Annotated in this window: 12 protein-coding genes and 1 tRNA gene; 10 read left to right on the top strand and 3 right to left on the bottom strand. The window is 52.8% G+C overall.

The window, feature by feature from the left end; all coding sequences use genetic code 11:
• Window positions 1–42: 42 nt before the first annotated feature.
• From O1723_RS07810 to O1723_RS07850, 9 genes are read left to right on the top strand one after another with little or no spacing between them, the layout of a single operon-like run.
• Window positions 43–1,293, top strand: coding sequence for a cation:proton antiporter (locus O1723_RS07810; protein ID WP_023337504.1), 1,251 nt, complete (start codon window positions 43–45; stop codon window positions 1,291–1,293).
• A 4-nt stretch (window positions 1,294–1,297) separates the two neighbouring features.
• Entirely contained in the window at window positions 1,298–1,561 is a 264-nt protein-coding gene (locus O1723_RS07815; RefSeq protein WP_023337503.1) for an acyl carrier protein, read from the top strand.
• Window positions 1,562–1,563: 2 nt separating this feature from the next.
• Window positions 1,564–3,009, top strand: coding sequence for a class I adenylate-forming enzyme family protein (locus O1723_RS07820; RefSeq protein ID WP_023337502.1), 1,446 nt, complete (start codon window positions 1,564–1,566; stop codon window positions 3,007–3,009).
• 9 nt (window positions 3,010–3,018) lie between these two features.
• Window positions 3,019–3,702, top strand: coding sequence for a hypothetical protein (locus O1723_RS07825; protein ID WP_014884440.1), 684 nt, complete (start codon window positions 3,019–3,021; stop codon window positions 3,700–3,702).
• 57 nt (window positions 3,703–3,759) lie between these two features.
• Complete coding sequence (locus O1723_RS07830) at window positions 3,760–4,878, top strand: beta-ketoacyl synthase N-terminal-like domain-containing protein (protein WP_023337501.1); 1,119 nt, start codon at window positions 3,760–3,762, stop codon at window positions 4,876–4,878.
• A gap of 15 nt (window positions 4,879–4,893) precedes the next feature.
• The gene (locus O1723_RS07835; protein WP_023337500.1) at window positions 4,894–5,382 is read left to right on the top strand and encodes a hypothetical protein; all 489 of its coding nucleotides are present in this window, start codon (window positions 4,894–4,896) and stop codon (window positions 5,380–5,382) included.
• Window positions 5,383–5,401: 19 nt separating this feature from the next.
• The gene (locus tag O1723_RS07840) at window positions 5,402–7,093 is read left to right on the top strand and encodes an NAD(P)/FAD-dependent oxidoreductase (RefSeq protein ID WP_014884437.1); all 1,692 of its coding nucleotides are present in this window, start codon (window positions 5,402–5,404) and stop codon (window positions 7,091–7,093) included.
• A gap of 42 nt (window positions 7,094–7,135) precedes the next feature.
• Window positions 7,136–8,443 (top strand): aminotransferase class III-fold pyridoxal phosphate-dependent enzyme, encoded by a 1,308-nt coding sequence (locus O1723_RS07845; RefSeq protein ID WP_038421091.1) that lies wholly within the window; start codon window positions 7,136–7,138, stop codon window positions 8,441–8,443.
• Window position 8,444: 1 nt separating this feature from the next.
• On the top strand, window positions 8,445–8,939 hold the full coding sequence (locus O1723_RS07850; RefSeq protein ID WP_023337497.1) for a flavin reductase family protein: 495 nt from the start codon (window positions 8,445–8,447) through the stop codon (window positions 8,937–8,939).
• A gap of 42 nt (window positions 8,940–8,981) precedes the next feature.
• Here the strand turns inward: O1723_RS07850 and O1723_RS07855 are convergent, their stop codons facing one another.
• Window positions 8,982–9,590: a glutathione S-transferase family protein gene (locus O1723_RS07855; protein ID WP_014884434.1), complete on the bottom strand. Its 609-nt coding sequence runs from the start codon at window positions 9,588–9,590 to the stop codon at window positions 8,982–8,984.
• Window positions 9,591–9,760: 170 nt separating this feature from the next.
• Between O1723_RS07855 and O1723_RS07860 the strand changes: the two genes are divergently transcribed.
• Window positions 9,761–10,669, top strand: a complete 909-nt coding sequence (locus tag O1723_RS07860) for a LysR substrate-binding domain-containing protein (RefSeq protein ID WP_023337496.1) — start codon at window positions 9,761–9,763, stop codon at window positions 10,667–10,669.
• Window positions 10,670–10,712: 43 nt separating this feature from the next.
• Here the strand turns inward: O1723_RS07860 and O1723_RS07865 are convergent.
• Both O1723_RS07865 and O1723_RS07870 read right to left on the bottom strand, forming a co-directional pair.
• Window positions 10,713–10,788, bottom strand: a tRNA-Asn gene (locus O1723_RS07865).
• A 164-nt stretch (window positions 10,789–10,952) separates the two neighbouring features.
• A complete protein-coding gene (locus tag O1723_RS07870; protein ID WP_023330840.1) occupies window positions 10,953–13,142 on the bottom strand; it encodes a TonB-dependent siderophore receptor in 2,190 nt (729 codons plus the stop codon).
• Window positions 13,143–13,155: the final 13 nt, after the last annotated feature.

The raw sequence follows: 13,155 nt of genomic DNA on the forward strand, positions 1-13,155 counted from the left end.
TTAATATCAATAAACTCAACGCTAGCATTGGCGGGGATACCCATGTTTATTATTCAGCTTTCGGTCATTGTTTTTGCCTGCTATGTCGTCGGCAAACTTATGGAGCAAATAGGTCAAACACAGGTTATTGGCCATATTGCTGCAGGCGTTTTATTGGGACCGACTTTCTTTCCCGGAATAATGTCTCTGTTCTCATTTCAAACGTCTTTATTTAGCCAGGAGTCGCTGACCACCATAGATAAGCTGGCGAATCTGGGCATGATTCTGCTCATGTTCGATATTGGGTTGTCGCATTTTCATGGTCATAATCATGGCCGTCGAAAGCAGACTATCGCTGCATTGAAAATAGCGTTCCTGGGCATGCTGCTGCCGTTTATCGGTGGCATGTTAGCGGGAAATTCGGTACATGCCGAACTGGCGCCACAAACCGATCGTCTTTTATTTAATATCTTTATGGGAACGGCGCTGGCGGTATCCGCTCTGCCGGTTATTGTGCGAATCATTGAAGATTTAAAAATGCTACACCTGGCCATCATTCCTCCCGTCATTACCGCTGCCATTCTTACCGATGTGGCAGGCTGGGGGATTTTGGCTTTGGACAGCGTATTTGCCGCGGTTGAAGGAAAATCTGATTCGCTGTGGTCGTATTTGGCGGTCGTGACGGCAGCCCTGGTACTTTATGGGTTGGTGACCGGCAAAGTCGTGGTCCCCCTGCTTATACGGTATGCGCACAGGCCGGAGATGAGATTTCCGGCGATCATTTTTTGGATTTTGGTCAGCGCGTGGGGAGCGGAGTATCTTCACCTGCACAGTGGTTTCGGTGCCTTGCTGGCGGGCAGCATGTTCGCGCGGATCCCCGGGTTAGCGAAGCAATGGCATGCGAGTATGAACGGTTTCATGCACTATCTTTTACTTCCCGTGTTGTTTGTCAGCGCCGGTCTGAAAACGCATTTCGACTTCAGTATGGCAACGCAGGACATTGCCTGGATAATCGGGTTCACCTTACTGGCATTTATAACCAAATTCAGTGGTGCTCTGCTCGGGGCGCGTATTTCAGGATATTCCCTTCGTGAAGCCTCCATGATTGGCGCGCTCATGAATACGCGTGGTCTGATGGAGCTGGTTGTGCTGTCTATCGGGCTCGAATTGCATCTTATTTCACAACGCGTCTACTCCATTATGGTCATCGTGGCGCTCGTGGTAACGGCAACCACACCGCCAATATTACGTTGGTTAAATAAAGAATCATCTTCCGCTGTAGTAAATAAAACACTTGAAAACATTAAAGGGTAAAATTATGAAACTGGATATGCCTGTAATTGTCGATCGTATTAAAGAAATCATCGCTGAACGTATTGGTCTGGATGTCGAGCGCGAAAATATTGCTGACGAGACCGGTCTCGCCTCAATGGTAGGAATGGATTCTATTGGATTTGTAGAATTACGCTTCCAGTGTGAGGAAGAGTTTAATATTAAAGTTGAAGATAAAGAGTTTTCGCCCGCGAATTTTTATTCGTGCCAAACCCTTTCGCGTTTCATTATGAATAAGCTTGGAGCCTGAGAATGTTAACGCGAGCAGAAGAATGTGCCGCATTTGTTCCCTATGAGCCTGCCGGTTTATTTTCTCCGGTGCAGGCAACGTCTGCGGTGGGGACCAGCGGCACTGAAGGAGAGAGTTATCAATACTATGTCGATTACTGGCAGCGGCAGAGTCTGGAACCCGGTCGGGTGGTGCTGATAGCGATGCCGAACTGCCCGGACTTGATGTATATGTTCTTTGCTGTCCTCAACAGTGGCTTTGTGCCTGCGCTGATCCCGCCGCTCACGCCAGCAGAACGCATCCTGCAGATGCTTGAGGACTTTGCGGCGGGGGCGCTGGTGCGTACGCCGGTTCAGCCAGGACGATGGCAGGAGCTGGGCGTAAGCGCAGCTGAACCCCTCGGGCGCTGGCAGGTGGGAAAATGCCGTGATGGCGGACCCGTACAGACACAGCCGGGGCAGGTCGTGATAGCCACGTCCGGCACGTCGTCGTCGTTCAGCAGCGGCTGTGTCCATCATTTTGATTCGCTGCGGCGTAACGCGCTGCGTCATGCCAAAAGTATCGGCATGAGCGCCAGCGACAGGGTATTGATCAGTTTGCCGATGTGCTATTCCACCGCGCTGGTTGCCCAGATGATTGCTGCCCTGGAGACGGGCTGCGAAATTGTTATCAGTGGACCTCCGTTTTCTGTACCCCATTATCTGGATGATTTACAGCGATACGGCGTGACCCTCAGTTCGCTCACGCCCGTATTGCTGCGACAGTTGAACGCCTGGGAAACAACGCTTCCGCCGGTGTTAAACAAACTGACGATTGGGGGCGATTTGGCTGCGCCGAATGAGGTGGAAGCCTTTTTACTCCGACAGCCATGGCTTGAGTTATATCTGACTTATGGCATCAGTGAGGCCGGACCGCGGGTGTCGACATGCCCGGCTCATCTGCTGGGGAGAGGATATTATGCGTCAGCCGGACGTCCTATTGACCAGACGGACGTTCGTATCCTGCCCGGTGCAGACGGCCAGGACGGGCAGGGGGAGTTGCTAATTAGTTCTGATACGTTGCTCGTCAAGCGCATTGGGCGCGGTAACCGACAAACGTTCATTGAGCTTGATGGCAAACGCTGGCTTCGCACCGGAGACATCTTCTTCCAGGACGCTGATGGGTTCCTGTTTTTCAAAGGCAGAATCAGTGATTTTATTGTTATCAGGGATGAGAAAGTCAATATCGGCGCCGTTAAGCAGCTGTGCCGGGAAATTAAAGGGGTGATGACCTGCAAGACCCAAATTGTCAATGAAGGGGATCAAATTGCGGGATTCGATATTGTTTTGACCTGCGATGAATCAGTGATCAATGAAACCAATTGCCAGCAGCACAGTGCCAGCCTGCTGAAAAAACTCAAACGCCACGAACGGCCACGTAATATAAACTTTGTTTATTGTGGCGCGGCCTCTTTAACACAATATAAGTAAGGTGATGTTATGAATGATGAACTTCGGGAACTGGCACGGGCAGTCATTGAAAAATATCACCTGGCGAGCCTTGATGATATTCTACGTGAAGTTCCAAAAACAATGTGCCATGTCCTTCAGGAATCAGATGTGTTTGAAACATGGCCGGCAGACATCGTTCGCCTCAAATTTCCTGAGGAGCATTGGGATTATTATATTTCACGTTACGAGCATTTTCGCGACGAGGTCATACGTAACCTGACACCTCAGGATTATCTTCGTGAAATGCTGGGTCAAACACAGCGCTTGCCCTGCTTCTGTTCGGAAATGGCCGATGTCTCGGCAATACTGTATAGCCAGATAATCAACAAGCCAGTGTATTCTCTTCGGAATATTTTTGTGAATTATCTTTATTTGCCCCGCCCCTGGCATTGTATTAATGCAGTGGTGGAAGATGATCGCATTCGATATTTTGATATTTCTGCTTATGCACAGGTTCTGGACCGTAAAAGAAGGAAAGTGGTTAAGCCTGCCGAGCTCGAAGGATTTGATGCGACGGACATCGCATTTGATTTTATTGAAAGTCCACGCTGGCTACAAAAAGAACCTTATCAACGAAAGATAGAATTAACGGCAGGCGAGATTAAAGATAATTTTTCTCCTTCTCCGCTTGAAGATAAACCTTCAAACGAATTTTTGCGCGCGTTCCACTGATATATCGTTAATTCACTTTAACCAGCTTACCGTACTATTTTGCGGTAAAGGGAAAAAATGATGACTACTACAACGTATGTCGCCAATGTTGTCGGCATGGGATGGACAACTGCGTCTGGCGATCGTATCGAGGATGTTTTCCAGACTTTACTGGAAAAACAAACCGGTATTGCGCCTGCGCCATCGGATCGAAGCTTGCGTACCGATCTGGCCGCCATGCTGCCGGGTGAATGGCCTGCCGAAATGCGCGAAAAATTGATCGCTCTGACGAAACGCACGGCCCGCCAGGCGCTAGAGGATTCGGGTGCAGCAGAACCTGTGCCGGAGGAGCGACGCTTTTTGATTGTCGGAACCAGTCTGGGATTCCGCCTCGACAGCGAGGCGTTTTGCCGGGAGCCGCTCGACGGCTGGGTCAACGAGGTGGCGGAGTCGCTGGGAATGGAAGGGATAGCCCTTTCTACCGCCTGCTCCTCGGGCTCGGATGCTCTTCTTCTGGGGGCGCATTTAATTGCAACGGGGCAAGCCGATCTGTGCGTGTGCGGCGGCGCCGATATTCTTACTGATTCAAAACGTCTGGCCCATAGCGCATTAGGCACGCTCTCACTTTCTACCCTGAAATCGTTCGATGCTACACACGAAGGAACCATTCTCGGAGAAGGGGCCGGTTTTCTGGTGCTGCAACGAGAAGGCGGCTCTGCACCACGCGTGCTGGCAAGGCTTGTCGGTGCTGGGGCGTCTAACGATGCGGCAGGCTTGACCGCGCCGGATGAGCAAGGCAATGGCATCCGCCTGGCATTGCAGCGTGCCCTGACGCAGGCGGGACTTGAACCTGGCGATATTGCGCTTATCAATGCGCACGGTTCGGGTACCCTGACCAACGATCGGGTTGAAAGCAATGCCTATAACCAGTTTTTCACACATCGTCCCTGGGTCTTCGCGACGAAGGGCAATTTTGGCCATACGCTGGGGGCGACAGGGGCGCTGGAAGCCATCGCGCTCATTCATAGCCTCAATGCGGGCACGATCCCTCCGGTGTATGAACTGAAAAAGCCGATTGATGGCCTGCGTTTTAATTTACCTGCCGCGCAGCCTCAGCCCTTAACGGGAAAGACCGGGTTAAGCATGACGATCGGGTTTGGTGGTTTTAACACCTGCCTGATATTTACCGTAATGTAAAAGGTGGGGCAGCTAATGAAGATCGTTTCTACGAGTACCGCACGCTCATTAATCTGGTCAGATTTAGATGAGACCTTGCGCCGGGGGCTAAAAACAGCCGACCCATTGTCTTTAAATGTGCTGTTTACTGTCGATGAACTTTATCAACAGCACAAGGGATTGCTGGATAATCATCTTGAAAGCGTCGGGGTTATTCAGTTTGGCACGGCATTCCCGGTGAATACCAGCGAGAAAATTATTCATGACATGGCAATAAAATCGCGCGTCTCTCCGGTCGATTTTATTAATGCCAATGTTGGGGCACCTATTTCCATTTGCTGTACGCGCTATCGCTTTCAGGGACCCACCATGGTACTGACAATGCCGCAGCGCACTGGCAAAGAAATTGCCCTGTCTCTGGCGAGAGAATGGTTAACACAACAGGCAACATATCTTTTTCTGATTCAGGCAGATCAAACGCGTGAACATGAAATCGAAATAACAACTCAGTTAGTCACTCAGTAATATTATTAAGGGTAAAGCAATGAAACAAAGTCATTATGATGTGGCCATCATCGGGAGCGGTATTGCAGGAACCATGCTCGGCGCTATTCTGGCAAAACAGAAATTAAACGTGGTAATTATTGATGCCGGTACCCATCCTCGCTTTGCCGTCGGGGAATCGATGGTGCCGGAAAGTGCTGTACTGTTGAAAATTCTGGCGCGTCAGTACAATATTCCTGAGCTGGCGTGGCCGGGGGAAATTCACGCGCTGATGGAAAATATTGGTACGTCGAGCGCCGGTATTAAACTGGCGTTCAGCTTTGCATGGAACGGTAAGAATAAAGCGCATAATCCCCAGGACGTTGTCTCGACACCGGTATTGTCGCCGGAAGCGCATCTGTTCCGTCAGGATATTGATGCCTATTATCTGGCGCTGGCCGCACGTCTGGGGGCCGATATTCGCCAGCAAACCCGCATCCAGTCGATTGAAGAAACCGGCGACGGGATGCTGCTGGATCTGGGAAAAGAGCAGATAAAAGCCAGGTACGTCGTGGATGCAGCAGGCTATCGTTCACCGGTTGCCGATAAGTTTGGCCTGCGCGAGGGTGCACGTGAGATGCAGAGCCGTACGCGTTCGTTGTTCACCCATATGACAGGGGTCAAACTGTATGAAGACGTCATCGCCTCAACGGACGTGACCGGTTCGCCGACCCCGCTCTCACAGAGCACGCTGCACCACATGTTTGAAGGCGGATGGCTGTGGATTATTCCGTTCAACAACCACCCCTATTCGACCAATACCTTATGCAGCGTCGGCCTGCAGTTCGATATTGATAAACATGGTCCCGCAGGCGATCCGGAAGAAGAGTTTACCCGTTTTCTCGATGAGCACCCCTCCGTTGCCCGTCACTTTGAGAGCGCGGCACGGGTACGCGAATGGACCGTTGCACCTCGTCTGAATTACACCAGCCGCGAAAGCGTAGGGGAGCGTTATTGCCTTTTAGGCCATGCAGTGGGCTTTGTCGATCCGCTGTTCTCGCGCGGGTTGGTGAATACGTTCGAATCGATTCTGCGCGTCGCGCCTAAAATTGTTCGTGCCGTCAGACAGGATGACTGGTCAGCAGCGAATTTCGCCAGCTATCAGGATTACAGCCTGGAAGTGGTGAAGGTAAACGACAGGCTGGTGGCAAATTCATTCACCGCATTTGATAGCTTCCCACTGTGGAATGCGTGGTTCCGTATCTGGATTAGCGGCAGTTACATCGGCGTGTTGCGTCTGCGTAAAATCCTCAGCGACTATCAGCAGCACGGTGATGACGAGCGGCTTGAGAAGGAATTTGAAAGCGCAACCTATCCGGGACATCTTTCCATTGAGAGCCCTTACTATGAGGCTATTTTCGATAAGGCCTGCGAAACAATGGAAGCCTATCGCGCCGGTAACCTTCCAGAAAAAGAGGTGATTGCTACGCTTCATTCGCTTTTTGCTGACAACCGCGAGCATTTCCCCATCGATTTCTCTGATTTCACCAATCGTTACCTGTCCCGGGCAACGGAGGAATTTGCCGATTCTCTGTTCTACTGGGCTCATAACGCGCCTGGCGGAATCGGGCACTTGTTCGACCGCGGAGATAAACCGGTCCGTTTCGATTTCCTCGATCCTTACCGCTATGGCGATCGTCAGCAGTTAAACCAGCATGCAGATGCCATGTTGCAACAGGCGCGTCATCAATAACCTGACGGGCGGTTGTTCCGACCGCCCCCTGAGGAGAGCGTTATGGATACTGTAGTCGAGCAGCTTTTGCAGCGACGGGAGGGTGCCGTCGCCCGTGGTATTAACCAGATGCATCCGGTTTATATTCAACGAGCGGAAAATGCGGTGATGTATGACGTCAACAACCGTCGCTACATTGATTTTTCCGGCGGCATTGCCGCGCTCAATACCGGCCATCTTCATCCCAACGTTATCGCGGCCGTTGAGCGCCAACTGCACCAGTTTACCCACAGCTGTTTTGCCGCCACCCCTTATGAATCGTATATCGCGGTGTGTGAACGTATTAACGCCTTAATGCCTGGAGATTTTGACCGACGGAGTTTTCTCCTGACGACGGGGTCCGAAGCGGTGGAAAGCGCGCTTAAGGTTGCCCGCGTGGCCACGCGGCGAAGCGGTGTGATTGTTTTCAGCGGTGCCTATCACGGGCGTACGTTTATGACCCTCGCGATGAACGGCAAAATTGCGCCCTACAGCCAGGGGATGGGGATTATGCCCGGCCCGGTCTTCCGGGCACCCTTCCCGCAGGGAGAGACGGAGCGTGATATTGCTCAGGCGCTGGCGGGCCTCAAGACGATATTAACGAGCGACATTGCCCCCCAGGATGTGGCCGCCATCGTCATCGAGCCCGTTCAGGGAGAGGGCGGGTTTTACGTCGTGCCGCCTGCGTTTATGCGTGCTCTGCGTGAACTCTGTGACCGGGAAGGCATCGTGTTAATCGCGGATGAAGTTCAGTCTGGCGCGGGACGCACGGGGACGTTCTTTGCTATGGAACAAACCGGTGTTGACGCCGATTTAATTGTGTTCGGTAAATCCGTTGCCGGCGGGCTTCCGCTGTCTGGCGTGGTGGGCCGTGAGTCGCTTATCAACCAGGTGGCACCGGGCGGTCTTGGTGGAACCTGGGCAGGCAACCCGCTTTCCTGCGCGGCGGCGCTGGCGGTACTTAAGCTCTTTGAAGAGACGGACCTGCTGGGCGCAGCCCGGCGTCTGGGTCAACGTCTGCGCTCCGCCTTAGTGTCCATTGTCAGCCCTCTGTCGATTGGCTATGAGATACGCGGGACTGGCGCCATGATTGCGCTGGAGCTTTTTTCTCTGGAGCATGGAGAGCGAACGCCGGCGACCGGGCTTATCGATCGGTTAGTCAAAAGCTGTGCCCGTGAGGGGCTTATTCTTCTTAAATGCGGCAAACAGGCAAATGCTATCCGCTTTTTAATGCCGCTAACGATTGAAGACAGCGTTCTGGATGAAGGGCTGACAATTTTTGCCGGCGCGCTGCAGCAGGTCGCGTCTTCAGGCTTAGCAGAGGTGAAATAATATGGCGCAGTTTGATAGCCGAACATTACGGAATGTATTTGGTCAATTCGCAACTGGCGTGTGTGTCGTGACCATGATGGATAAAGATAACAATTTCCATGGGCTAACCATCAGCAGCTTTAACACCGTCTCCCTGGAACCCCCGCTGGTGCTCTGGAGCCTGCGCAAGCAATCCTGGTACGCTCAGCATTTTCTGGAGGCGGACGCCTTTGCGATAAATGTCCTGTCGGGCCATCAGCATCAGGTTAGCGATATTTTTGCCAGCGCGGGGAGCGACAAATTTCATCGCGTAGACCACCGGGTCAGCGGCTTTAAACTGCCTTTGATTGACGGGGCACTCGCGCATCTTGAATGTAAAATGTGGCGTCAGGTAGACGGTGGCGATCACTGGATATTCATCGGTGAGGTGGTGGATTCGTTACATACTGAAGGTGAACCGCTCATCTTTTTCAACGGTCGCTATGCCACCACCGCGGGTCTGTCGATTCCTGCCTAAAAAAAAGGGGCTGAAAAGCCCCATAACACGCCGAGCGAAGCGTTAACTAAAAGGGTATTTTTTAAATGCCGCCTGGTTTTCGAAAACGTCGGCAACCGCCTGAATCTTTTTAAAATCCCCGGCGTTAACGACGTGAGGGATCATTGACTGAATAAATGTCCAGATAACCGTACTGGTGACAGCAACCTGATCGGCCACCGCATTTTCCGGACGGGCTTCCAGCAGCGCGTTCCATTCCCGACAGGCAGCCAGCAGCTGGACGGTAATACGTTCTATCCACGGATTATGTTGTTTCTCCGCCGGGCGCAGGTTGTGTTCGTACACATTTTGCACAGCTTTCTCCGCGGCGGCGAGGATAAAGCCCAGCGTCTGGAGATCGTTCGCCAGTGCATCCGGCGTCACGGGCAGGAGTCTCCGTTCAGGCGCGGCCTGAGCCTCAAAATAATTCAGTATGAGAGACGAGTCCATCAGACGTGTTCCATTCTCCAGAACCAGCGTTGGCGCTTTTACCGCAGGGTTAATCCGGGAAAATTCCTCAAATGTGCTGAATACGGACAACGGCTGGCTTTCAAACGCAACGCCATAAAGTTCCAGGGAGACCGCCACGCGGCGTACATAAGGAGAATCCATCATGCCAATCAGCTTTATCATGATTCCAGTTTTCCTGTCTGTGTGAAAAAACGCTTCATTGAAGATGATAAACAGACATTACAATAAATTCGTTATGGCGAATATCATCAGTATCTTACGGCCTGAGTTAGTATTACTGACAGATTGGCCGGTTAGCGTTTATCAGATTCAGTCTATGAGGGAGTGGTTTCATGTCGGATTTTCCACCTATCGCAAGTTTGCGTAGTTTTGAAGCTGTGGCTCGCCTTGGCAGCGTAACGCTTGCGGCGAAAGAGCTTCACGTTACCCATTCCGCCATCAGCCAGCAGATTAAAGTGCTGGAGGAAATGGTGGGGGTGAAGCTGTTTATCCGTCATGGGCGAGGGGTGCAGATCAACGAAGAGGGGCGTCTCTACGCGTTACAGGTGCGCGAAGCGCTGAATCATATCGCAGATGCTACCCGGTTAGTGCAGGTGAAACCGAGAATACTGGAACTGACGCTGGCGATGGTGCCGTCTTTTGGTTGTCACTGGTTGTTGCCGCGTCTGGAGCGGTTTCGGGAAAAATATCCACACATCACGCTGCGGATCCAGGCCAGTCTGACGATCACCAGCATGCAGCAGGAAGGGATAGATGTGGCGATACGCATGGGGAAAGGTAACTGGGAAGGAAGCGACTGCCATTATCTGTTTTCAGATGAACTGATTGTGGTTGCAGCACCCGGTTATAACGGCGGCATCCTCCCGGCAACGCCAGCAGAGGTGGCAAAGAGTAAAATCATATTCTCCATGGAGTCGTGGAAAACCTGGTGTTTCAATGCGGGACTGGAAAAAGATATTGTGCCCGGCGGGTTATGCATTAACGACTCAAATTTAGTCCTTGAGGCTGTCAGACTCGGTAAAGGTATCGCGCTGGAACGTCGCTCTCTGGTACAGGATGCCATCACCCGGGGCGAACTGGTCCAGCTTACCCCTTTCACTGCACCTTATCCCTGGCCTTACTGGCTGGTGACATCGCAGTTAACGGAAGCGAAACCGGAGGTGGCTCTCTTTAGTGAGTGGCTGGATGAGGAAGTGGCGGCCTGGCGTCAGTTGACAGGGACTGTGGAAAGTAACGGCTAACAGAAAAGCAAAAAGCCTGCTCTAAAAGCAGGCTTTTCAAATTTGGCTCCTCTGACTGGACTCGAACCAGTGACATACGGATTAACAGTCCGCCGTTCTACCGACTGAACTACAGAGGAATCGTGTGAACGAGGCGCATGGTAGCGACCTCAGTTCGTCTTGTCAAAGGGGGAAAACGTACTTTTCGTTCGTTTGCCGACAATTTCAGCAAATCGCTGATTTTATAGCAAATTCGCGCTGAAATTACGCAGCAAATTGCGCCGCCCGCAGGCGGCGCGCAGGATTAGAACAGTACGGAGTAGTTCAGACCAAACGTACGGCCACGGCCTTTATAGGTATACAGACCTGGTGCACCGTAGGTTGGGCTATACAGCCCCGGCGCGCGCTGACCCCAGGCGGTGGTGTAGTCTTTGTCCAGCACGTTTTCCACGCTGAAGCTCACTTTACCCACCGGCAGGGCGTAGCTGCCCAGGAAGTCGACCGTGTTATAGCCATCGATCTTCTTGCCGTCCGCATCTGACACGTCAAAGGTCTGCGTGCTCTGCACGCGCAGGGTCCAGTCGCCCGGCGCCCAGTTGACCCATGCGCTGGCTTTAGACGGGCTGGCGCTGTCGACCGTCAGCTTCTCCCATTTGCCGTTTTCGCGGGTTTCAGACTTAATGGCGTTAAAGTTCGCGCCCGTGCTCCAGTCGCTGTCGGTGAAGAAATAGTCCACCTGGCCTTCAATCCCGTAGATACGACGCTTGTCGTCTTCGAGGTTGATGGTCATGTCCGTCTTGTTGATGGTGATCGTTTTGTCCGAGAGCGAGTAATACGCCGCGACCTGGGTACGCAGGTTATCGCCGGTGTAGCGCCAGCCCAGCTCGTAAGCGTTGACCTTGATGCCGTCAAGCGTCGAGTCGTTCACGTTCACGCTGTTCAGCAGGCGATAGTGACCGTTGCTGAGCTGATAAGTCCCGGAACCGTAGTACTTCGCCAGATCCGGGATTTCAAAGCCCTGGGAGAAGTTAAACCACAGCTGCTGCTGTTCGGTCAGACGACCGAGGATCCCGGCGTTAAACAGGAAGTTGTTGTAATCGGTTTTCCCGCCCGGCACCGCGTCTGCGGAGGTGGCTTTCCCGGTTGCAATGGCCTGCTGCTGGGCGTAACCCACAAAATCGTCCACCTTGTTTTCGGTGTACTGGTAGCGCACGCCGCCGCTCAGGGTGATGGCGTCAATGTCGTAGCTGGCCTGCAGGAACGGGGCGAGGTTGGTAATGCTGTAACCCGGGTAGCGGCCCACGTTATAGGCGTTATCGAGCTCCATGCCGCCGCTCGCCGCTGCTTTGCTCAGATCAAAGAACTGCTGATTGGCATCGAAGGTTTCATGGTCGGCATCCACACCCCAGGTCAGGGTTAAATCATCCATCGGTTTGCTGTTCAGCGTCAGCTTGCCGCCGTAAAAATCGGTTTTCTGCTGCGACGCACCGATGCTGCTCACGACGCCTTTGGTCAGGGTCGGGAAGGGGTAGTAGGTCAGGCTTTCGTCACGATAGTAAATCTGTGCAACCAGATCCTGGCCCCAGAAGTCGGTATTGGAGTATTGCAGGTTAATCAGATGACGCTCGGTACCCGGTATACGGTCAGAATCGAGATTACCTTTGTTATAGGCAGTCGCATCGCCCGTGACCGCCGAGAAGTTTTTCCCGAGGTACAGGCCATGCTTGCCGTCGGACTCGCTCTTATAGTACTGCGTCGTGAGCTGAAGCTGCTGGTGTTCATCAATGTTGAGGGTGCCGGTCCCCATCACATCAATACGGTCGGAATACTGTAAGCCGGTCTGGGTGTTATCAATGATCACCTCGTCGCCGTTGCCGTCATACCAGCCGCCGTAACGCTGATACGACACCGACAGACGACCCGAGGCGTTGTCGTTGCCGCCGCTGACCGCCGCCGACACGTTCTCATCGTGGTCGTTGTGGCTGTTAAAGCCGCTTTTTGCTCCGGTCTGGAACTCAACTTCGGTCTCCGGCTGGCCTTTTTTGGTGACGATGTTCACCAGGCCGCCGGTGCTGCCGCCGCCGTAGAGGGACGTGGCGCCGGAGATCACTTCGATACGGTCAATGTTGAACGGATCGATGGAGTCGAGCTGGCGGCTGTCGCTGCGGGAGGAGTTCAGGCGCACGCCGTCCACCATCACCATCATCGAGCGGCCGCGCAGGTTCATACCGTAGTTGGTACGCCCCTGGCTGCTGACGTCCATGCCCGGGATCAGCTGCGCCAGGACTTCTTTAATCTCCTTTCCGCCCTGAACCTGCTGCTCAATTTCAGACCGTTCAATAACCCACGTGGTCTGCGCCATCTCGGCCACGCTGCGGTGTGCACGGCTGGCGGAGACCACGATATTTTCTTCCTTTTGTTCTTCCGCCCACGCAGAGGTAGAAAGCATTGCAAGCAAGCAAGGATTTAAAACCCAAAGATGAGAACGTTTCATTGTTATGTTGATC

The organism is Enterobacter cloacae complex sp. HYC080_NIDB, from assembly GCF_056673325.1.

Excerpts from the sequence above, each read along its gene's own strand:
- O1723_RS07810 (WP_023337504.1), top strand. The coding sequence starts at position 43 with ATGTTTATTATTCAGCTTTCGGTCATTGTTTTTGCCTGCTATGTCGTC.
- O1723_RS07860 (WP_023337496.1), top strand. The coding sequence starts at position 9,761 with ATGTCGGATTTTCCACCTATCGCAAGTTTGCGTAGTTTTGAAGCTGTG.
- O1723_RS07825 (WP_014884440.1), top strand. The coding sequence starts at position 3,019 with ATGAATGATGAACTTCGGGAACTGGCACGGGCAGTCATTGAAAAATAT.
- O1723_RS07870 (WP_023330840.1), bottom strand. The coding sequence starts at position 13,142 with ATGAAACGTTCTCATCTTTGGGTTTTAAATCCTTGCTTGCTTGCAATG.
- O1723_RS07815 (WP_023337503.1), top strand. The coding sequence starts at position 1,298 with ATGAAACTGGATATGCCTGTAATTGTCGATCGTATTAAAGAAATCATC.
- O1723_RS07835 (WP_023337500.1), top strand. The coding sequence starts at position 4,894 with ATGAAGATCGTTTCTACGAGTACCGCACGCTCATTAATCTGGTCAGAT.
- O1723_RS07840 (WP_014884437.1), top strand. The coding sequence starts at position 5,402 with ATGAAACAAAGTCATTATGATGTGGCCATCATCGGGAGCGGTATTGCA.
- O1723_RS07830 (WP_023337501.1), top strand. The coding sequence starts at position 3,760 with ATGATGACTACTACAACGTATGTCGCCAATGTTGTCGGCATGGGATGG.
- O1723_RS07850 (WP_023337497.1), top strand. The coding sequence starts at position 8,445 with ATGGCGCAGTTTGATAGCCGAACATTACGGAATGTATTTGGTCAATTC.
- O1723_RS07845 (WP_038421091.1), top strand. The coding sequence starts at position 7,136 with ATGGATACTGTAGTCGAGCAGCTTTTGCAGCGACGGGAGGGTGCCGTC.
- O1723_RS07820 (WP_023337502.1), top strand. The coding sequence starts at position 1,564 with ATGTTAACGCGAGCAGAAGAATGTGCCGCATTTGTTCCCTATGAGCCT.
- O1723_RS07855 (WP_014884434.1), bottom strand. The coding sequence starts at position 9,590 with ATGATAAAGCTGATTGGCATGATGGATTCTCCTTATGTACGCCGCGTG.